This is a genomic window from [Clostridium] celerecrescens 18A, from assembly GCF_002797975.1.
Lineage (GTDB): Bacteria > Bacillota > Clostridia > Lachnospirales > Lachnospiraceae > Lacrimispora > Lacrimispora celerecrescens.
Window position 1 is genome coordinate 4048708 of record NZ_PGET01000001.1, and the last position, 20514, is coordinate 4069221.

The window sequence follows — 20514 nt, forward strand, 5'->3', positions numbered from 1 at the left end:
GATATCTTAAATTTTTATTCTGCTTACCTCCAGAGATATCACATGGTTACAATACTGGGTAATTTTTTATGAATCCCCTGTTACTGCAGCCATGCCCCATCAAGTCCCACTCTGTACCCATCCGGCGTTACTGTATCTGAGGCCATCCTGCCATCTGCATTCAAATAATACCACTTTCCGTTTACCTGCACCCACCCTGTTTTCATTGCACCGGATTCCTCCAGATAGTACCAGTTGTTATTATCTAAAAGCCACCCTGTTTTCATTTCACCAGATGCAGGAACCAGATAATACACCTTATCATTAATTGCATTCCAGCCTTGCAGCATATAGCCATCTGCACCGATTCTGTACCAGCAGCTTTTTACATAAACCCATTCATTTGCATAACTGCTTCCATCTGACTTCGCGAATTTCCATCCCTTTTGGTCTTGATTCCAAGCTCCTGGGGTTTCCGGGATCGCAGGGCTTGTTGCGGATGATGCTTTGGAGGAATAAAAACCGCCACTGCCTCCGCTGCTGCCTCCGCTATTACTGTTTCCCCCATTGTTACTTCCCGTTCCTGGCTCCTCTACTACAACTTCTTTTGTGATTTCTGCGCTGCCGTTAATAGCCCTGCTTCCTTCCCCGGATACTTTAATGGAACCACCGGAAATTTTGACTTCCCCGGTTGAATCATTTTCATTCGCAATGGCTATGGACTGTGTTCCTGATACAGTAATGGTCCCATTTGTCATGGATATCTTTCCCGTCTTATCATTAAATACCGCGATTTCATTATCAGATTCTGATATAATATGTCCACCTTGGATATTCAACTCTGCTTTTTGCAGATTCTTTATTACATAGGTTGCTTTAACACTTGAAGCCATGATTCTAAAATTGTTTAATCCCTTTCTTTTTCCTATAATCTGCACCTCACTACCAGCGGGAAGAATGAACTTTCCTCCATTTTTATTAAGCACGGCCAAATCACTATTATCATATATCACTCCGCCGTTTATTGTGGCCTTGGGATAATAAACGTTACCGTCACCATCTCCTGTAAGATTAAGAAATCCGATTTGATTATTGTAAATCTCTCCATCATTCATAACCAGCTGATTGGAATTGAAGATCCCTACATCGCAGCCCCAAATGACACCACCATTGATAGTTACACTTCCCCATGCAAATAGTCCGCCAGCCGGGTCATCGTCATCTGGATAATTTACGTTAACAATATCGCTGATTTCGCCATCATTAAGGGTGAAATTCCCTGTTTTTGCTACAAAAATCCCTGCTTTTGAAAATCCGGATATTTGACCTCCGTTCATCTCCCCGCTTCCACTAATCTCTACACCATATTTTCTTGGGTTTACTCCAGGCGATTGCTGTCTATCATTAGTAAGAGACATACCATCCCCTATCATCAGTTTGCTTCCCTGCCCTACAAGAAGAGCAGAATATTCCCAATCTGTATGTAATGGATTTCCCATTTTTGTCGCATCAATTTCAATGTCACTCAAGGTGACTACGGCTCCGTTTCTAACCAAAATCATTGTAGCATCCGGGAAATTCGTCCCGCATGACAGTTTTCCATTTTCCGAAGTGATAGAAACCTTTGAGGAATCAATTAAAAGTGTTTCGGAAAGCTGTACATCATTTTCCAGTACCACAGTTTTATCACTTTTAACAGCCTCCCTTAGTTCATTCTCATCTGATACGTAAACTGCATCTGATGGAGACGCTTTCAATTCCATACTTGCATTTAATGCTGTTGGTATCACTGTGTTGGTTTTATCGCCCTGAGTTGTCTCTTGGTCTAAATCTTTTTGACTTCTTTCCTGATCTGCATCTTCCTGGCTTATCTCCTGGTTTAAATTTTCCTCAATATCATCGTTTAAATTTTCTGCTGCCTCTGACGGTGAAGCTATATTTAATACTTCAGATACTCCTGTTGGCTTTTGAATATCCTGGACCACACTTTGCTGCGCATCAGCCAAAACAGTAATTCCGCTTCCGGAAGCTAACAAAACTGCGCTTAGAATCAATGTTAACATTTGTTTTCTTTTCATCTTTATAAATCCGCCTTTCTGCGAAAGGCACCAATGGGGTTATGAAACAGTTTTGCCCCTTAGTACTCTCGCTTGTTGTTTTTGTGTTATACTCCTTTTGCAGGCCGCTGGCATACTACAGAACCCGGGGAGGTGAGTGGCGGGGCTCTATAGCGGCAACCCCGTATCGTTATATGGTGTCGGCCGTCCGTTAAGGCATCAATGAATGGCGCTAACAAACAGCCCGTAAACTTATCTCTTCCGAAGTTGACTCGATTTCGCCGGACGGCCAGTCCCTGCCAGCACTGCTAATATTTTTGCAGGAGGTATTCTATGTTCAAAATCTTTCGTAAAATCTGTTGTGGTCTTGATGTCCACAAAACCTGGATTTATGCCTGTATCGGTATCACTGATACAAACGGACGGACCGATTATAAGCAAGCCCGCTTCTCTTCCTTTTCTAAAGGTCTTAGAGACTTAGCTGACTGGCTTGCTAAATATAACTGTTCTGAAGTCTGTATGGAATCTTCCGGTAAGTTTTGGATCCCGGTCTTTAACATCCTTGAAAAAACCTGTTTTGTTACACTTGCCCATCCCAAATACACCAAACCTCAGAAAGGCAATAAGACCGACCGAAAAGATGCCAAATGGATTTGTGACCTTTTCATGTGTGACATGATCAAACCCAGTTTTATTCCTTCCCCTGAAATCCGTCAGCTTCGTGACCTGATACGCTATCGCTTCAAGCTTACCAACATGCTGACCGGTGAAAAAAACCGGGCTCAGAACTGTCTTACTGTTTCCAACTTAAAACTTGATGATGTTTTCAGCGATGTTTTTGGTAAATCTTCCCGTTCCATTACCAATTACATGCTCGACCATCCGGGCAAAACGTTTGATGTTGCTCCCTTTGTCGATAGACGATGCAAGACCCCTGTTGAAGAAATACAGGCTGCCGTTGACGGTGCCATTTCCCCTGAGCAGGCTGTCAAGCTTCGTCAATGTCTCGCACACATCGATGAGCTTGAAGCCCACAAAAAGGAAATCGAGCAGGAAATACTTCTGCTTGTGGATCCCTTTTCTGCTGTTCTGGATTTGCTTTACACCATTCCCGGATTCGATAAAAATCCGATGACCGCTATTGCCATTCTCTCTGAGATTGGTCCCGACATGTCGGTGTTTGAGTCATCTAAGAATCTCGTCTCATGGGCTGGTTGCTGTCCACGCAATGACCAGAGTGCAGGAAAAGTGAAATCCACACGTATTTCCCGCGCCGGCTGTTATTTGAAACCTCTTCTTGTTCAGATTGCCAATGCACTTCTCAAATCCAAAAAGCATCCTGAATTCAAAGAAAGGTATCACAGAATCAAAACCCGCAGGGGACACAAAAAGGCTGTCATTGCTGTCTGCAAGATGCTCCTGACCGCTATCTGGAACATCTTAAGCAAGCTGGAGCCATATACCTCTGAAGGTTTTTTAGAGCATCGCCCTGTCAATGAATCCAAGATTCTGACAAGGTCACAGGCTCTGGAACTGTTCAGGAAAAGAGGTTACACAATCATTGATGATCCTGCTGTAACTGTTTAATCCTGATTCTATAATAGTAACTATTTTTTCATCCACTAATCGTGAATGGCTTGTTTGCTATACGCCATTTTATTGACTACCCACTACTTTTTAGTTTCAAACTTATCCTCCTGTTAAATATGTACTTTCATACAAACAATATCCTTTAGAAATCGTGTTTATAAATGAAGTCTGAAGTTACCTGCACGACTTATCCGCCATACTTTCCGCATAAAGTATTAAAAATGGCGGTTCCCGTTTTACAGGTTGAAGCCACTGAACCTGCTCCGTTGAAAATTTACTCACTTTCTGTTTTGCCTCTTCTTCTGAGTCTGCCATAATCATTACATGTCCAAACCGACATACTGCTACTTTGTAAGTTTCCATAAAGCCTCCTTTCTCATTTTTACGCTGTACCAGCCTAATCCTTTTTCTTCACTCAGAGCAATTTTTCCCGCACCTCCTCTGTCTTTTAGACAACATAACTGTCTTAATCAATCTCATGATAGCACCCGATAATGACACCCTGTGTCTTCACAAATACTTTTTGCAAAAGACTGCATTTTTTATAACAGTATAGATGCCGCCATTCGCAGTTATAATATCTATTTAAAAAACAGGATATTTCAAAGTTTATTTAAAAAATTAATGTCACACAAAATTATTATTTCTATTTAGACTTTTAATAACCGCTATTCTACATATTTCATATCGAAAACACGATATATAGTATACGTTATTTTCCATCTATTGTCTATTGATTTTTCGATATATCATTATCGTATAAAAAGTTTCTACAGGAGGTGGATGATGTTTGATGTTTTAAAACGAATAGAAGAATTGCGAGAAGAAAGAAATTTATCTGTATATAAATTGGCACAACTATCAGAAATACCACAATCTACAATTGCTACATGGTATCAAAAGGGCCATATACCTCCCGTCGATAAAATTGAAAGGATTTGCAACACTTTTGGTATCTCACTGGCTGAATTTTTTTGTTTCAATACAGAGAACATATTGACAGATGAACAAGCTGCCCTTTTAAACAAATGGTCGCTGCTGTCTTCCAAGGAAAGAGAAGCTATTTTTTACATCATAGATACATTCTTAACTAAGAGCCTATGACGCAGCGTCATAGGCTCTCTGATTTTTACTATGTTCTATAATAATCTAAATCACTCCCCCACTGCTTGGAATCTTTTGTAACTCTTTCTTTACAGCTTCTTCCCGGCCATTTACTATCTCCATAACCCCTTAGCTCAGAAGCCTTATTAAACCGATTTTTATCCACCAACAAACAGCACTCTCCTACTTTTCCACGGTTATCAAATCATCCTGCTGCTTCATGAGTTACACTTTCCGCCTTACTCGGCTAAACCGTCTATGCGGCTCTCGACTTCTCCTAATTTCTTCAAACACCACCTCACGATGATGTTCCACTTAAACTTTACTATTTATGTAAGAATTCACGAACAGAAGCTTTCATTCCAAAGAAGTTTTATTTTTAGATCCTTGATTATTTTTCATATATCGCAATCTTTATTCCTAACACATAAAATAATTCTAGACACCATTAGGATTGCTGCAACTGCCCATCATACAAAAGAGATCGGTTTTAACTCCGATCCCCTCAGCTTTTTCCTATAATCTTTCAATAATTGTTGCGATATTCTTTATAATCAAAAGATACTTTTCAAATTGTTTTTCATCTACTTTTCCTTGAATCCCTAATAATAGCCTCAATGCCTCCTCTGATTTCTGTGATACTTTTCCAAACAGTAAAGTATCCGCGGATACACCAAGTCCTATTGAAATTTTAAAAAGGGTTTCTACACTCATCTTTCTGTCACCGCGTTCTATGTTTCCATAAAACGCGGTTGTAATATCACATTTCTCAGAGGCTTCTTCCTGGGTCAGGCCCTGGGCTTCACGGGCAGTTCTTATTCTATTTCCGATTTCCACATAATTAATATTAATTTTGTCCATATCTACCTCCTGCTTCTATTTTCACAAACAAAAAACTATCGGTAAATACTCTGTTAGCATTTATAAATATTGCCCAAAGGCATTTTGAGTGGTATAATTTATCCATAAATTTACATTTTTTTTTATAAATGACATCAAGTGTCATCTATGGGTTGTAAAATACATCTTAACACTAACAACAGAGGGGGAAAAATATTTGTTATGGAAAAAGCGCAAGAGCCTATCCGAAAACACGACCGCATACTGGAAATGCACAATCGCCTAATGTCGGGTGAGATTATCCGGAAACCAGATCTTGCAGAGGAATACGGAGTAAACCCACGGTCAATTCAACGGGATATTGATTCCATCCGAGACTTTTATGCAAACCGGACCATAAAAGACGGTGAAATAACCGAAATTAAATATGACCGCATTGCAAAAGGGTTCCACATGGTCAATGCCAAAAAAGTCACGCTCACAAATGCCGATTTATTTGCTGTCGTTAAAATTCTTTTAGAAAGCCGTTCCTTAACGAAAGCAGAAATGGGACCGATAATAGAAAACTTAATAGCTTCCTGTCTTCCTGTGGCAGAGCGCACAAAAATGTCAGCTCTAACTAAAAACGAGCTATTCCATTATGTAGAGCCACGACACGGAAAAAGCCTGGTAAACCTTGTTTGGGAACTTGGTTCCGCTGTTTATTCTCACCGAAAAGTCAGCTTGAAATATAAAAAGGTAAACGGAGAGATTACACAAGCGCTCGTTAAGCCAGTAGGAATTATGGAATCAGAGTATTATTTTTATTTGATCGCTTATATTGGGGAGAAAGATAAGGAGCATCCGGGATATCCTACCATTTATCGTATTGACCGGATAGAGAATTATAGAATAACCAATGAAACATTCCAAATACCTGAAGCAGAGCGGTTTAAGGAAGGTGAATTCCGAAAAAGGATCCCTTTTATGTATGGCGGACCATTAAAGAAAATAAGATTCATCTATAAAGGACCCGATATTAATGCAGTTCTGGACAAGCTTCCAGCATCTGATTATACAAAATTGGAGGATGGAAATTACCGGATTCAAGCCGAAGTTTATGGAAATAAGGGCATTGAAATGTGGTTTGGAAGCCAAAAAGATCTTGTGCAGGAGGAAATTTAATGAACGTAATAAAACCGGATATTTACAAATTAGGCAATCGTAATTTACCAAAAATTATACTTAGATTGATTTTGAGGTACATTAAAGGAACTCCAGAATATTTTAAAAAGGAAATGAAAAAGAACATAAAATATTAGGCTATTCATCTGGAGAAACTTCTTCAATGTATAATTAAAAACTTGATTCGTAATTACCTAATCCATATAATTTTAAAAAAAGGAGCATATACAATGGATAAACGGGAACTCTTAAGTCAAATAGTAAGGGACAATATCATAAATCCAAGCGGACGGGTATTTTATTATCCTAATATCCCTGCTAAAGTAAACAAAAAACTTATAGCCTATTTTGATTCTAACATAAAAGCCAATAATATTGCTGTCTTTTTCGACACATCGATATTTTCCACTTGTGGATATGGCTTAATATTAACATTAACAGGATTATATTACTCGGATACATTTGTAAAACCACATTATATCAACTATAAAGATATTCAACTAATAACAGTTACTCCAGACAATAACGGAAGAACATACACAAAAAGTGCAAAAATGGATATTTGCTTATCAAATGGAACCACATTTTCTATTGGATATGGCGACTTTATGAAAGACAACCTCAGAGATATCCTTAATCTAATCTGCCAAGAGCATACTCTTTGGGATGATATTATTTCAGGTAGTCCATCAGGAAAAGTTAGCAGCTAAAAGAAATGTTGGTAATTTTAAATATATATAAAGGGAGAGGAAGAAACTTACATATGAATAATTACGTTTCAGTACTGTCTAATTCTAATTATGCACCTGAGCCTAATGATGATATAATGGATTCTTTATTTCAGCAATATAAACATGTCATCATAGAAAGTCTCATTACATCTTTTGGTTTAGATTTCTTAGTAAAAGACCAACACGGAGGAGATGTGGACACGATTCATAATGTCCGGAAAATTGGGGAGGGCTCTAAAGACGACCCCCATATGACATATAAAAATGTAGCAAATGAAACAGCTTATCAGAATCGTGGGGCATATGATCGTTCAGAATACCATGAAAAAAATTCAACATATAAATCAATCCGCAGTCAGGCCAAATCGGCATTTAACGAACAAGGAGAATGGATTGATGATGCCTACACCGGTAATAAACTTGGAATTAACAAGGCTTTGTCTGATGAAAAACGAGCTGAATTAGACCATGTCATCTCTGCCAAAAGCATTCATGATGATAAAGGTCGTTGCTTGGCAGGTATATCCGGCAGTGATTTAGCAAACAATCCAGATAATCTTCGTTTTACAAATATGAAGCTAAATAATAATATGAAAGACAAGGATATACCAGAGTATATCAAATGGTGTGAAAAAAATCCGGAAAAAGTAAATTGGAATGGTGTTAAAGGAGAACCACTTCCAGATGATGTAAAAAATAATTTAATGAAAGAATACACACGAGCTAAAAAGTCGTCTGATGCGAAAATAAACCAAGCATATTATATAAGCAGCCGATTTTTAAATGATACCGTGAAAGCTGCTGGAACAGTGGGTATTCAAATGGGAATTAGACAGGCCACAGGACTGATTTTTACTGAGGTATGGTTTTCTGTAGAAGAGGAATTCCACAACATTTCTATGCCATTTCAATTAGACCAATTTTTAAATGCTATTGGAAATGGAGTAAAAAAGGGATTCTTAAATGCAAAGAATAAATATGAAGATTTATTCAGCCGTTTCAAAGAAGGTGCTCTTTCAGGAATTCTCTCTAGTTTAACCACCACGCTGTGTAATATATTTTTTACCACTGCTAAAAACGTTGTAAGACTTATACGGCAATCCTATGCCTCTTTAGTCCAAGCTGCCAAGATACTTTTTCTTAATCCAGATAATCTTCCATTCGGGGAAAGAATGAGGGCCACATCAAAAATCATTGCAACCGGAGCCAGTGTTGTAGTTGGAACTATTGTATCAGATGTAATCGGAAAAACTGGGATTGAGACAATTCCTGTAGTAGGTAATATTATTCCCACATTTTGCGGAACATTTGTAACAGGGATTTTAACATGCTCACTGTTATATTACCTGGACCGTAGCGAAAATATGAACAGACTTGTATCGGGATTAAATACTATTCCATCAGTTAGTACAAAAGTTGACTTTTACAAACAACAGGCCATTCTTTTTGAGAATTATGCAGCGGAGCTTATGCAAATAGATTTAGAAAAATTCAAAAAGGAAACCAGCATGTATTCCGCTTTAGTATATGAACTGGAAACTTCCACAGATGAAAATACTTTGAATCAAGTACTAAAAAATGCTTTAAAAACAATTGGTATTAAAATCCCTTGGGGAGACGATTTTAATAGCTTTATGAATAATAAAAGTAAAGTGTTGATATTCGAATAGTGTTTCCTTGTGACAAGTGCGGAGAATGCTGCAAGAATTTAAATAAATCCCCTGTTTATGCTGAATTGGATCGTGGAGATGGTATATGTCTCCATTTACATAAAAATTTATGCTCCATTTATGAAACCAGGCCTTTAATCTGCCGCATAGATAATTGTTATGAATTATTTTTTAAAGATAGCATGACAAAAGCTGAGTTTTATTCTCTCAATCATGCTGTATGTATAAAACTAAAAAATCACGAATTATGAGGAGGTTCATATTATGCCACTGCCACTTATTTTAGGAATTGGGGCCGCTGTAGCTGGCGCTGCTGGTTTGGGAAACGGCATCCATGGTGCTGTAAAAATGAAAGATGCAAATGATATCATGAAATTATGTGAAAGGAAGCACAAAGAAAATATCGAGTGTTTTGAGAAACAAAATAAGTCTTCAACTGAAGATATGGACATTTTAGGCAAAAAAGAACTGGAGGTATTAAGAAGTCTTCAGGAGTTTTCTTCTGTTTTTGAAAAAATACATAATCGGCCTGAATTCAAAGAGTATCAAAAAGATGGTATAACAATCCCGTCCTATGATCCTGAAGAAATCCAAAGGGTATCCGTAGGTGCTGGTGTATTGCTTGGCGGTATTGGAGGAGCCGCAGTAGGAACCGCCGGCGGATTTGCTGCTGCAGGAGCAACAACTGCCGCTGTCATGGCTCTTGGAACTGCTTCCACTGGAACTGCAATTGCTTCACTTAGTGGTGTTGCCGCGACAAACGCTACATTAGCAGCCTTAGGTGGTGGCGCTATTGCTGCGGGAGGCGGTGGTATGGCCCTTGGAACCACAATTCTTGGTGCTGCCACACTAGGCGTAGGTATTATGGTAGGCGGGATTATTTTTAATGTTGTTGGTAGTTCCTTATCTGGTAAAGCCGATGAGGCATATGAACAAGTTCGAAAAGAACGTAAAGAAATTGATACAATATGCGAATACCTTTCCGAATTAAGCATAACTGCCAAAGACTATACTGCATCAATCTCTAAAGTCAATGGCATATATCAGAAACAGCTTAATATTTTAACCTATATTGTAGAGTCTTTGGGCAAAAAAGACTGGAACGATTTTTCGATTGAAGAACAGCTGGTTACTGAAAATACAGCTTTGTTAGTCGGATTATTATACAATATGGGGAAAGTAGAATTAGTCCTTAAATCTAATAATAATTCTACCGCAAATAAAGTAAACAAAAATGTTGTCAAAAAAGCTATGGATGACGCAGAAAAAATTCTTCTTGAAAAGGGATTTGTCGCTAGTAATTGACAGCAGGGATGAATTTTAACCTCATAAATTCTTTGATCAGTTGAGTATAGAACTTTAAAAAGGATCGTTTTCCCATATTATAATTACTGGGGGAGCGGTTCTTTTTCTTGTTTTTGAACTACTATAATATCGTCTTCCACGCTGATACATTATTCTTCATATTTACTCCCTTTCTTACTTCCCAATATTTAATCTTTGATAACAATCTATGTTTTATATTTCTCTTATCCTTTCATTTTAACTCAAAAGCCTGTAAACCCACAAAACCCGAATACCCACTATATATTTCTCTTTATCATACATAAGGGTAACTGCCTACTATTATTAGTGGGTATTGGGGATATTAGGGGATGAAAGTTATTTTATGATCATGCTCTTTGAGATTGAGCTTTTTATTCGTAAGCGCCTAGATTTAGGGCGGCAGCCCGATTTCCTCTTTGACGATTTTAGTAAGGAGTAGTTTTTTACTCCCAAAACCAAAAGTACTCCGGCCACATTGGGAAGCCTAAGCACCTTTACGCTTCACATATAATCTAACTGTTTTGAGGCGCCTCCGCAGCCCTCACTTCCAGGAAGTGTCTCTATTTCTTCATTCAACAGAGTGAGTTTTTCCGGTTCTTCATCCGTCATCCGGTCACATAAATATCCACACCCAAAATGTCGGTTAACGTGGCTGTTCTTTCAGTATTCGGGGGACTTTTGTCAACAACTCTGGGTCTGCTACAGTGCTGGCTTTTACCACGATGTTGTCCATCATAAATTCGATCGTAAGGGAGTTGTCAAGATGCCGCGCAACCTCCGGCCTATGTATAGAGAGGCTTATTCCTGACAAGAGTTCGTATATATGTCAGCCCAGACCAAATCCTGTCGGGACATAAGATCCAGTGCATACGCATTGTCAGATGGTGCGACTGTTTCCGGAATGGCACAAACTTTCTTCCTGGACCTTGTCACGGCATTGTAAAAGCTGCTCAGCGGGATGTTTTGTTCTGCTCGCACCACGTATTGTCTGCCAGACCGCACATGCAGCACTGGGTAATGAATTGGGGCTCCTGCTGGGAATGGTACGAATTGTATTTAGCCATGGTCGTCCGCTAAAATGAAGGTGTAGTAAAAAACTGCTGGTCTACTATTATGAAGTAAAATAGACTATTTTACTATTCACTACTAATTTAGGCTCTTACGTTTTTTCTTAATTTAATTCCAGACCCCACAAACCCCGAATACCCACTATATATATGCATCTGTCATGCATGGGTGACTACCTATTGCTATTAGTGGGTATTCGGGGTATTCGGGATATTCGGGTTTGAAATTGATTTTTTATATGACTATAATTTGAAGAATATTATGATCAGTTTATTCAACACTAAATATTGAAATATTTGCTGAGCTTCTTCTGCCGGCATTGGCATTATTAATCTTTAAAATTTTTTTAATCTGATACTTGTTTTTATAGAAATAAAGTTCCGATAATTCTATTTCTCATCTGATACAGAGGCGCTAAGATGCCTAACTGTGATATAAATGTGAGGAAATCATCATAAAAATAGCGCCAAACCTCACAAAAAGTTACGTTTTTTTAGGTGTACAATATTTATATTCACCTATTGAGATCATAGAAGTAATTTTAAGGTTTTTATAAGTGAAAATACCTAATATTATCAAGGAGGCTATCTATGAATTCAGAACTAAACTTTAAAGAAATTTTTTCCGGCCTATTGCAGGAAGCAACGCAAGAGAAAGAAAGCTTTGAAAACAACCCAGAAAACTACTCAAACATGATTCATGCAATCGTACCCTGTGACCAAAACATGCCAGCAATAGAAGAAACGGGAAAGACTATGATTTCTGCTATATCAATAGATGCAATATCATTTGTGGATGACGCAGGCCATAGCATTTCCCAAGAATGTATCAATGAATATTTATCCTTTAAGGAAAGGGCTCAAGCTCTTGAAGAATTGCACAGAGCATCCTGCGAAATGTCTCAAGGTAGTAGACACAATGATACTTATGCAAATGAAGTATTATTATTAACACAAGCAGGCAATGGAAAAAGAGAATCAGATAAGATACTTGAAGATCAAAGTGTAACTTTTATAGCCAAGAACCCCCAAAAAGGTTCTCCCCATTTTACCTTTAAAAATGGTAATTTGTATTATGTCTATTATGATCATGAAAATAAAATGCAGGAATATATAGTTTCCAACTTTAAGCTTGAAATAATGAAGCAGCTGATTATCTTCGGCAGAGAAAACGATCAGGGCAAGAGAGAGACCTACTCAATTTATACAATCAATGTTAAAACGGCCAATGAAACCTTTCAGGTCAAAATAAGAGACAGTCAAATAGAAAAGGTTACTTGGATAAGCAGTCATACTCATGCTAAAGCGCATATAAAACCAGATCATGAAAAGAAGATCAGGGAATACATAAACACAATAATTGAAAAAGAAAATTATCCTCATTTTTACCATTATGAATCAAACGGCTGGACTCAGCTATTTAATGGAGAGTTCGTCTATTTAACAGATAAGGGGGCCATTGGTTCGAATTTTCCTGTAACAGGGAATGAAAAGTATTCATTTATTTATGATAAAAATATGTCAGAATCTAATGCTATTTTGGATTACATTAATATGCTTCAGATTACTACTGACCATTTGGTTCCAGGTATTCTCATGCTTGAGACTTTACTTGGATGCCTAAATTCTTTATTTGAGCGGGCGGGATACCCGAATAAAAAAGGACTGTTTATTATTGGGCAAACACAAAGCATGAAAACCACCTTAGCCTTAATGTTTACAAAGGTATATAATCGCGATGACCTTAGCAGCCCCACTCTAAGTTTCTCATCCACAGCTTGTGGCATAGAGGAAAAGCTCTCAGAAGTTTCAGATGCCGCCATTGTTCTTGATGATTTAGCTCCAAAGCTAAACAAGACTGAAATGAGTGCACTTTTAAGTAAATTGGAACAAGTCATTCGAGCCATAGGAGACCGTGTTGTAAAGCATAGGATGACCGCTTACAGTACTGAAACCAAAGACATCTCTTTTCCTGTTAAGTCAAGTGTCATCATAACCGGAGAAATGATAGACGGTATGCAATCGTCCTTGGCCAGACTGATCCAATTGGAGTTAAAAAGATCTGACATAAATATAGATTTATTGACGCAGTATCAGCAGACCCCCAATATCGTCTCCACTGCTTTATTCCATTTCATTAAGTACATTACCACAAATGTACCGGGAATAATTTCATATATAGGGCAAAGCGTCAAAGAAAAACGAAGTAATTACAACAACTTATTTTTCACCCCTAGATTTCAGGAATATAAGGCTGTTTATGAGACTGTAATTGATATTTTTATGGAGTATATTGCACAGCTTTCAGTAATTGATTCTATCAGTGTTAATAATCTAAAAAATGAGTTCTATTATATAGTTGATTCTGTCCTCATAAAAAATGACGAAAATTTAAAGACAGAGACGATACCTGAAAGAATTGCAGAAGCTGTAAAAAGCTCCGTTACTACTGGAGAAATATTCCTTTATTATCCTGATGATCCTAATGGCTTTACAAGGAATGGAATATTGGTTTTGGACGATTATTATGTTATATATCCTGACTCTCTTTTGAGAGTATTAAAAACGTATTTTAAAAACAAAGATCTAACATTTTATTGCAACTCAGTCAAGAGTCTTAGCACACTCCTTGATGGCGCTCAATTTATAATGTCTAAAATGGAGGGAAATAAAAAGCGTTTTACTCATAAACTTAGTAAACAGATTGGAACTTCAACAACTCGATATTATTATCTTCACAGAAAGTACTTTGAAGAAAAGTAAATCGAAACAACCCAGGAAACAGCTCCTTAAAATTTAAGGAGCTGTTTCCTAGGATATCTTTAATACATTTTACACACTAACTAATTTTCGTTACCTCAGTGTCCATGGACAGTAGAGGACAATGTAAAATTTAAGCTTAACTGTTAGGTCCTTTTGCCCACATCTGGCTATTGCCTGAAATTTTATTCTGCAGTTTTTTTGTAAAAACACAGAATGCATGAGCAAATGCAAAACTATACAGTTATCATTGGTATTATTGACATATATTCCTACAGTATCGGTATAAAGGGGTGTTAAGAGTCTGGTGTTAGAAAGAGAATCATTAGCCTAATTCTGAAACCGTATAATGGTTCGGTGGTTCTCTAAAAAACTTAAAATGGCTGGGAACTGACAGGGGAGAATTCGATTAATCAATAATTGTCGGACCGTTTCAAGCGATTCACTGAGCGTCAATTTCGATATCTATTTAGGGATCTGTTTGCACGAAATTTATTTTGATGTTTATTACGGAATCTATTTCGATATCTGCTTTGAAACCTGAATGGAATCTACTTCAATATTTGTTTTAAAATCTGTTTTTAGCACTTTTTGGGAAAATCAGTTCAGCTGAACCGGTATTGGAAATGCAAGTACGTTATGGCTATTTATATGATTAAATATATAAAAGAATACTTTTACAGTCCTCTTTTCTAGTTCCCTTTCATTTTTAGGTGTAATCCCCCAATACTTTTTAACTATTTCATTTAATAGTAAATCCGTCTCATCAACCTCATTCATTTCTCTTATCTTTTTTAATCCAGCAACACACTCTATTGAATACATCTTTGATAAAATATCATAACATTCATTTATGCAATCAACAAAAGGCTTGGTTATTTTCCTTGTACTATTATGTTCCTTTTGCTTGAAATCAATATCATGGTTGACTTTATACCTAAATTCTTCCATAGCCTTTACTAATTGACGGTTTTTTGAAATGCCGGCTGAATTCAATTCGTTTTGGATTTGTTCTATAAGTTTGTTAATATTTATTAAAACTTCTCTACGATTAATTATTTTATATCCATTAATATTACTATTTATAATAGACATATAAATGGAGTCAAGTTGGTGAAGAATTATATAGGCAAGTTCTATTGTACAAAATTGTATCTTTATCTGTGTTTTTGCTTCCTTATCCTTATAAACTTTATCGATAAATTTAATCCTTTCATCAATTTCCTTTCCCCAATTTAAAAACACAGGCTGTGTAACATCAAGAATGTCTTTTCCTAGAGACGCCTCACTTAAAAGGCTATTTTTCAAATCTTGAAATAACTTTGTAACTTCATAGTTTATCCAATACATATTTACTCTTTTAGATGGAGATTGAGTAAATTTCGATAATTGCTTTAAAATATAATCTTCATTTTGGATTAATAAATTTTTCATCTTACTTTTTATATTATCGTTCAATGAACTATCTTTTTTTAATAAATCAAACAAAGCCTCAAACGATTTTGAAATATGTACAACCAAACTGATCTTAAAAATACAATCAATTACCCAATAATAAAATATCTCTTCTTCATTTTTTTCAATATCCACCGCAAATATAAGTTCCCTCAACCATTCAGTAGTCCTCTTAATTTTCAAATCATTTTCATTTATCTCTAACGGCATTTTTGAAATAAGATTTAGGGATAACATCTTTTTGTACAGCACAGGTGGGAATACATTGGGGACAAAAATAGTTTTATCTTTACTTAATTCATTATTTTGAAAAAGTTCAGGGTCATACAAGATATCGGTCAAAAGTGTTCGCTGTTCCTTATTTCCCTCTTGTATCTGTTTTTCTTCCTTTCGCTTAGAATCATAAAATTTTAAAATCGATTTATTTATGGGCTCGATCGACATAAAAAACGAGTTTAGAATAAATTGTATTTTTTCTAATTTTATTAGCTTTGACTTATAATCAAATAAAAGTTCTTTATCTTTCGCCAATCCGGAGTCTTCATTTTCTAAATACTTAATTATTTCTTTCATTTCATTACAGTTATTATAGTCCCAATTACTTAAAATCTCGCGTACCAAATGATTATTATTTTCCTGTATCTGTGTATACTCTTGTAAGCTTATTCGTATGGAATTATGAATGCATGCGTAGTACCATACATATTCAGCAAAATCTTTTTCTATCGCCTGTTCTATCTTAATATCGTTCATTCAAATTACCTCCCTTATCTTGATTATGTGAGAATTAGTTCCAAAAATCAAGTCTTTTTATCACGACACAGAGAAATTTTTTAATGATATATTTAGCTCTAGAAGAAAGTATAAGCAACCTTAATGTGTAAGGGTGGAATTATCATCGTCTTTCTTTAAAAAGTTGTTAATTATAGTTAAATATAATAATTAGGAAGGAGGTGATAGCGGATGTGCCGCTCAGTAAGCCCATATATAGTACAGAATCAAACAATCGTAAGAATGCTGACAAGCAATCCGCCAGCACCTCTTACAGAATTAGGTGACACTGTCTCAGAATTACAAAAAATAATGATTTATCCAGATGGTAAACTAACACCAAAGGCCCTACAGGCAATGTTGGATTTTAATAAAAAGGAAAATCAAGTAAAAGAAGTCTGTAACCTTACTAAAATCAAACTCAGGCCCGATGATGGAAGAATCTACCTGATTGTAAAACGTAGAACCATAAGCAGCACTAATTACATAGACCTGATAGAAAAACTATACAACTATTTTTTTACTACTAATGCTCCCACCATGGAAGAGTATTTCGAAACTTGGATGCACTGGCGGGCTACTGAAGACAGTGTTACGAAAAAGACCATTAGGGAGAACAGATACTTATGGAACGCCTTACTTAAAGATCAGGAGATAACTAAGGTTCCCTTAAGCTCTCTGACCGTGAAGAACTACATTCACTATTTCCGCAGCATTACTAAGGACCGGCAGCTCACCTGCAAACGATTTAACGATCTAAAGAGCGTTATGAACGGAATCCTTTATCTGGCCGTAGAAAATGAAGTCATTGATCACAACTGTTTAAGGGATATAAATTTTAGGCAATTCATTTTCAAAGCAGAAGAAAATAGCATAAAGCCTTATACGGAAGAGGAGCGGTTGCAAATTATTAATCATCTTGGAAATGATTTTTACTCTCTGGCCATTATGCTGGATTTTCATTTGGTTCTGCGCATAGGCGAATTGAAAGGATTAAGGTGGGATGATATTTGCGGGGATTTTCTATACGTACAGCGTTTTGTAGATGACCAAAACGAGATTATTGATGATATAAAAGGTCATGCAAAGGAGGGAAAACGCCTGATGCCACTTACTCCTAAAGCCAAGGAAATACTGGAACAGGTTCATCTCCAGAACCCCAACAGTGAATACATCTTCATCCGCAACGGCCAGCCCCTGGCAACAGTAACTTTTAACCGCCGCTTGAAGAAATGCTGTGAAGAATTAGGTATCGAATACCGTTCCTCTCACAAGCTTCGCTTCTCCACCGCTTCTATCTTGTACAAGAATGGAGTAGAAGATACTGAACTGCAAAAGCTGTTAGGGCATACTAGCTTAAATATGACGCACCACTACCTGAGGTGTCTCAATCCACAAGAAGAAACTGCTTCAAAAATGAGGGCAATCCTTGGCTGATTGTCCTCGTTTTTTATTATTTTTTTTATTTTATGGCATAAATACAAGCACTACATTGCACAAATTTCTAAATAATTCGTAGTTTGTGCAATGTACTTCTATAAGTCACAAGCCAGCTTATAACTCGTGGAACAATAAAAATGCAAGATAGTTTGAACTATTAAACGGTTCATAATCTAAATGATATTAATTCCACTGTCATTGATTGACTCAAGACAATTCACCAAAAGCTAAATTTTTTACTTTTTTATCAGTATAAGTTTATTATTACTCTATTTTTCTTGACATAAAAGTTTCAAAACTGTAATATACTATTATAGAGAGGTGTATGCCATGCGTAGAAAAATTGAAGAAAAGCTCCTTACATGGAAAAACAAAACAGAAAACCGGATGCCTCTGCTCCTCTATGGAGCCAGACAGGTTGGCAAAACCTATATACTGACCAAATTCGGTGAATCACAGTTTGATAACACAGTTTACATTAACCTTGAAACCAATCTTTCTGTTGCCTCTTATTTCTCGGATGATATCTCCCCGGAACGACTCATTCGCTTCTTGGAAGCAACTGTAAACGAAGTCATCACACCGGGCAAAACTCTCATTATTTTTGACGAGATCCAGTCTTGTGAACGGGCACTGACCTCATTAAAATACTTTTGTGAACTGGCACCGGAATACCACATTGCTGCAGCGGGAAGTCTGCTTGGAGTTGCTATCCATCGGGAACATTACTCTTTTCCAGTCGGCAAGGTGGAAAGCATGACACTTTACCCGCTGGATTTTGAAGAATTTCTTTGGGCAAACGGTGAAGAGCGGCTATCACAGGAAATTCACTCTGCCTTTGATCTGATGACTCCACTGCCAGAGGCACTCCATCAAAAAGCTATCGAATTTTACAGGTACTATCTCATTGTCGGAGGAATGCCTGCCTGCGTTCAGACTTTTACAGACTCCGGAAAGTTGGTTCTTGTACCAACTGTACAAAATGAAATTGCAAACAACTACGTGGCGGACATGGCAAAATACGCCACTATGGCTGATACGGTTAAAATTCGCGGCTGTTTCAATTCGATTCCTGCCCAGCTTGCAAAAGAAAATAAAAAGTTCCAATACAAGGTTGTTCAGCGCGGCGGCAGTGCAACACTGTTCGGTGAATCAATCGAATGGTTGGCACAGGCTGGCATCGTATTAAAGTGTCAGAAGATTGATCATGGCACAAGTCCTATCGCCGTCTATACAGATTTGTCCTCCTTTAAACTCTATATGAGTGATGTGGGACTTCTTGTTATGAAATCTGGTGTGCCTCAACAAACGATCCTGACTGGAGAATCAAATGTGTTTATGGGCTCTGTTACCGAAAACTACGTTGCTCAAGCGTTGGCCTCGAATGGACACGCCCTTTTCTATTGGGCAAGTGAACACAGTGCCGAACTTGACTTTGTATTACAAAAAGGTTCCGAGGTCATCGGTATAGAAGTCAAAAAGGGGACAAAGGTTCACTCTAAAAGTCTCAGCGTATTTATTCAAAAGTATAAACCCAGCTATTCCATTCGCTTCTCCGAAAAAAATTTCGGCAAAACTGAGAATATGCTTTCCATTCCACTTTATGCAGCATTTTGCATATGATTATGCAGAAAAAGAACCCCTTACGGATTGGACTCAACTTCCAATCCTAAGAGGTTTCATGCACTTTCTATAATGAAATTAAACAGATTAACAGCAAACCTGTATTCATACAATTTAGTATTACATTTTTGAATGGCAGTTCAGGCAGTTTGACAATTGGCATTAATATTACAATTTCCCAAATTACATTGCTATTCTGAAAAATAGAAATTAAAAAAGCGAAGTATACATACTTTCGGGTCTCCTATAATTTATTATTTTATCATAAACAACCCTATTTACAGAAAAAAATCAAATACTGGGGTTCTTTAAAAGGTGCCGGATCTGCTCTTTGGAAACACCCACATTTTCAACCGCATCAAGCTTTAAAGCACCCATTCTATATGCAGGGACCGCCCATACCCCTGAATGCTCAAAGGCAAGCTTATTAGACTCGTCCAGCTTGCCACGATAGGTTCCTAGCTGGAGCGACAGCCGAAAGTCATCTGCATCAACCAAATCACCGACGCACTCAGTAAGAGCATCAATATTTTCAATATCAATACGCTCTTTAAGAGCTGCCTGATACATTCGCTCATGATATTCTAAAATATCAGCCCCATGATCAACAGCATAAAAATATCCTTGTATGCACAGATCGCTGTGGGGGCCATACCGATCCGGTCTGGGATGCGATTCACACGGATGCCAAACTATAGTAACATCCGGATAGTCTGGGATAAGCTCCTTTAAATATTTATGTGCCTTCAGACAGTAAGGACAGATATAATCAAAAAAGACATGTAACTCCTGTTTCACTCTTAACCACCTCTCTTTAATACAATTAATTTTACAATTTTCTTTTCATTGCTTCATAATTGGTGACTTTTGGAGATCGTCACCACTCCCTCCGGCACCGTCTTATTTACTATTTCAGATACACTATCCCTCGTCCAAA

16 protein-coding genes are annotated in these 20514 nt (G+C 37.2%); 11 read left to right on the plus strand and 5 right to left on the minus strand.

The window, feature by feature from the left end:
- Nucleotides 1–80: 80 nt before the first annotated feature.
- Nucleotides 81–2057: an N-acetylmuramoyl-L-alanine amidase family protein gene (locus tag H171_RS24745; protein ID WP_100306427.1), complete on the minus strand. Its 1977-nt coding sequence runs from the start codon at nucleotides 2055–2057 to the stop codon at nucleotides 81–83.
- Nucleotides 2058–2369: 312 nt separating this feature from the next.
- On the opposite strand from H171_RS24745, the gene H171_RS18390 reads away from it, so the two are divergent.
- The gene (locus tag H171_RS18390; RefSeq protein ID WP_100305291.1) at nucleotides 2370–3623 is read left to right on the plus strand and encodes an IS110 family RNA-guided transposase; all 1254 of its coding nucleotides are present in this window, start codon (nucleotides 2370–2372) and stop codon (nucleotides 3621–3623) included.
- A gap of 177 nt (nucleotides 3624–3800) precedes the next feature.
- Here the strand turns inward: H171_RS18390 and H171_RS18395 are convergent, their stop codons facing one another.
- Nucleotides 3801–3989 carry a hypothetical protein gene (locus tag H171_RS18395; RefSeq protein WP_100306428.1) on the minus strand — a complete coding sequence of 63 codons (189 nt, stop codon included), beginning with the start codon at nucleotides 3987–3989 and terminating at the stop codon, nucleotides 3801–3803.
- A gap of 420 nt (nucleotides 3990–4409) precedes the next feature.
- Between H171_RS18395 and H171_RS18400 the strand changes: the two genes are divergently transcribed.
- Entirely contained in the window at nucleotides 4410–4730 is a 321-nt protein-coding gene (locus H171_RS18400; protein WP_100306429.1) for a helix-turn-helix domain-containing protein, read from the plus strand.
- A gap of 516 nt (nucleotides 4731–5246) precedes the next feature.
- On the opposite strand, the gene H171_RS18405 is transcribed toward H171_RS18400, so the two are convergent.
- Entirely contained in the window at nucleotides 5247–5591 is a 345-nt protein-coding gene (locus H171_RS18405) for a helix-turn-helix domain-containing protein (RefSeq protein WP_100306430.1), read from the minus strand.
- A 201-nt stretch (nucleotides 5592–5792) separates the two neighbouring features.
- Here H171_RS18405 and H171_RS18410 point away from each other — a divergent pair, with 201 nt between their 5' ends.
- The 7 genes from H171_RS18410 (at nucleotide 5793) to H171_RS18435 (ending at nucleotide 14291) form a co-directional block, all read left to right on the plus strand.
- Entirely contained in the window at nucleotides 5793–6734 is a 942-nt protein-coding gene (locus H171_RS18410) for a helix-turn-helix transcriptional regulator (RefSeq protein WP_100306431.1), read from the plus strand.
- On the plus strand, nucleotides 6734–6871 hold the full coding sequence (locus H171_RS24215; protein WP_157803190.1) for a hypothetical protein: 138 nt from the start codon (nucleotides 6734–6736) through the stop codon (nucleotides 6869–6871). Before H171_RS18410 ends, H171_RS24215 begins: the two co-directional genes overlap by 1 nt.
- Before the next feature lie 93 nt (nucleotides 6872–6964).
- Nucleotides 6965–7444: a hypothetical protein gene (locus tag H171_RS18415; RefSeq protein ID WP_100306432.1), complete on the plus strand. Its 480-nt coding sequence runs from the start codon at nucleotides 6965–6967 to the stop codon at nucleotides 7442–7444.
- 53 nt (nucleotides 7445–7497) lie between these two features.
- The gene (locus tag H171_RS18420; protein WP_100306433.1) at nucleotides 7498–9135 is read left to right on the plus strand and encodes a hypothetical protein; all 1638 of its coding nucleotides are present in this window, start codon (nucleotides 7498–7500) and stop codon (nucleotides 9133–9135) included.
- The gene (locus H171_RS25060; protein WP_100306434.1) at nucleotides 9135–9386 is read left to right on the plus strand and encodes a YkgJ family cysteine cluster protein; all 252 of its coding nucleotides are present in this window, start codon (nucleotides 9135–9137) and stop codon (nucleotides 9384–9386) included. The genes H171_RS18420 and H171_RS25060 overlap by 1 nt, the downstream gene beginning before the upstream one ends.
- A gap of 13 nt (nucleotides 9387–9399) precedes the next feature.
- Nucleotides 9400–10440 (plus strand): hypothetical protein, encoded by a 1041-nt coding sequence (locus H171_RS18430; protein WP_100306435.1) that lies wholly within the window; start codon nucleotides 9400–9402, stop codon nucleotides 10438–10440.
- A gap of 1679 nt (nucleotides 10441–12119) precedes the next feature.
- Complete coding sequence (locus tag H171_RS18435; RefSeq protein WP_100306436.1) at nucleotides 12120–14291, plus strand: hypothetical protein; 2172 nt, start codon at nucleotides 12120–12122, stop codon at nucleotides 14289–14291.
- 597 nt (nucleotides 14292–14888) lie between these two features.
- Here the strand turns inward: H171_RS18435 and H171_RS18440 are convergent.
- Nucleotides 14889–16496 carry a hypothetical protein gene (locus H171_RS18440; RefSeq protein ID WP_100306437.1) on the minus strand — a complete coding sequence of 536 codons (1608 nt, stop codon included), beginning with the start codon at nucleotides 16494–16496 and terminating at the stop codon, nucleotides 14889–14891.
- Nucleotides 16497–16757: 261 nt separating this feature from the next.
- Between H171_RS18440 and H171_RS18445 the strand changes: the two genes are divergently transcribed.
- Together H171_RS18445 and H171_RS18450 are read left to right on the plus strand one after the other, a co-directional pair.
- A complete protein-coding gene (locus tag H171_RS18445; protein WP_157803191.1) occupies nucleotides 16758–17951 on the plus strand; it encodes a tyrosine-type recombinase/integrase in 1194 nt (397 codons plus the stop codon).
- A 333-nt stretch (nucleotides 17952–18284) separates the two neighbouring features.
- Complete coding sequence (locus H171_RS18450; protein ID WP_242976998.1) at nucleotides 18285–19577, plus strand: ATP-binding protein; 1293 nt, start codon at nucleotides 18285–18287, stop codon at nucleotides 19575–19577.
- 291 nt (nucleotides 19578–19868) lie between these two features.
- On the opposite strand, the gene H171_RS18455 is transcribed toward H171_RS18450, so the two are convergent.
- A complete protein-coding gene (locus H171_RS18455) occupies nucleotides 19869–20375 on the minus strand; it encodes a DsbA family oxidoreductase (protein WP_100306440.1) in 507 nt (168 codons plus the stop codon).
- Nucleotides 20376–20514: the final 139 nt, after the last annotated feature.

Excerpts from the sequence above, each read along its gene's own strand:
- H171_RS24745 (WP_100306427.1), bottom strand. The coding sequence starts at position 2,057 with ATGAAAAGAAAACAAATGTTAACATTGATTCTAAGCGCAGTTTTGTTA.
- H171_RS18390 (WP_100305291.1), top strand. The coding sequence starts at position 2,370 with ATGTTCAAAATCTTTCGTAAAATCTGTTGTGGTCTTGATGTCCACAAA.
- H171_RS18395 (WP_100306428.1), bottom strand. The coding sequence starts at position 3,989 with ATGGAAACTTACAAAGTAGCAGTATGTCGGTTTGGACATGTAATGATT.
- H171_RS18400 (WP_100306429.1), top strand. The coding sequence starts at position 4,410 with ATGATGTTTGATGTTTTAAAACGAATAGAAGAATTGCGAGAAGAAAGA.
- H171_RS18405 (WP_100306430.1), bottom strand. The coding sequence starts at position 5,591 with ATGGACAAAATTAATATTAATTATGTGGAAATCGGAAATAGAATAAGA.
- H171_RS18410 (WP_100306431.1), top strand. The coding sequence starts at position 5,793 with ATGGAAAAAGCGCAAGAGCCTATCCGAAAACACGACCGCATACTGGAA.
- H171_RS24215 (WP_157803190.1), top strand. The coding sequence starts at position 6,734 with ATGAACGTAATAAAACCGGATATTTACAAATTAGGCAATCGTAATTTA.
- H171_RS18415 (WP_100306432.1), top strand. The coding sequence starts at position 6,965 with ATGGATAAACGGGAACTCTTAAGTCAAATAGTAAGGGACAATATCATA.
- H171_RS18420 (WP_100306433.1), top strand. The coding sequence starts at position 7,498 with ATGAATAATTACGTTTCAGTACTGTCTAATTCTAATTATGCACCTGAG.
- H171_RS18430 (WP_100306435.1), top strand. The coding sequence starts at position 9,400 with ATGCCACTGCCACTTATTTTAGGAATTGGGGCCGCTGTAGCTGGCGCT.
- H171_RS18435 (WP_100306436.1), top strand. The coding sequence starts at position 12,120 with ATGAATTCAGAACTAAACTTTAAAGAAATTTTTTCCGGCCTATTGCAG.
- H171_RS18440 (WP_100306437.1), bottom strand. The coding sequence starts at position 16,496 with ATGAACGATATTAAGATAGAACAGGCGATAGAAAAAGATTTTGCTGAA.
- H171_RS18445 (WP_157803191.1), top strand. The coding sequence starts at position 16,758 with ATGCTGACAAGCAATCCGCCAGCACCTCTTACAGAATTAGGTGACACT.
- H171_RS18450 (WP_242976998.1), top strand. The coding sequence starts at position 18,285 with ATGCGTAGAAAAATTGAAGAAAAGCTCCTTACATGGAAAAACAAAACA.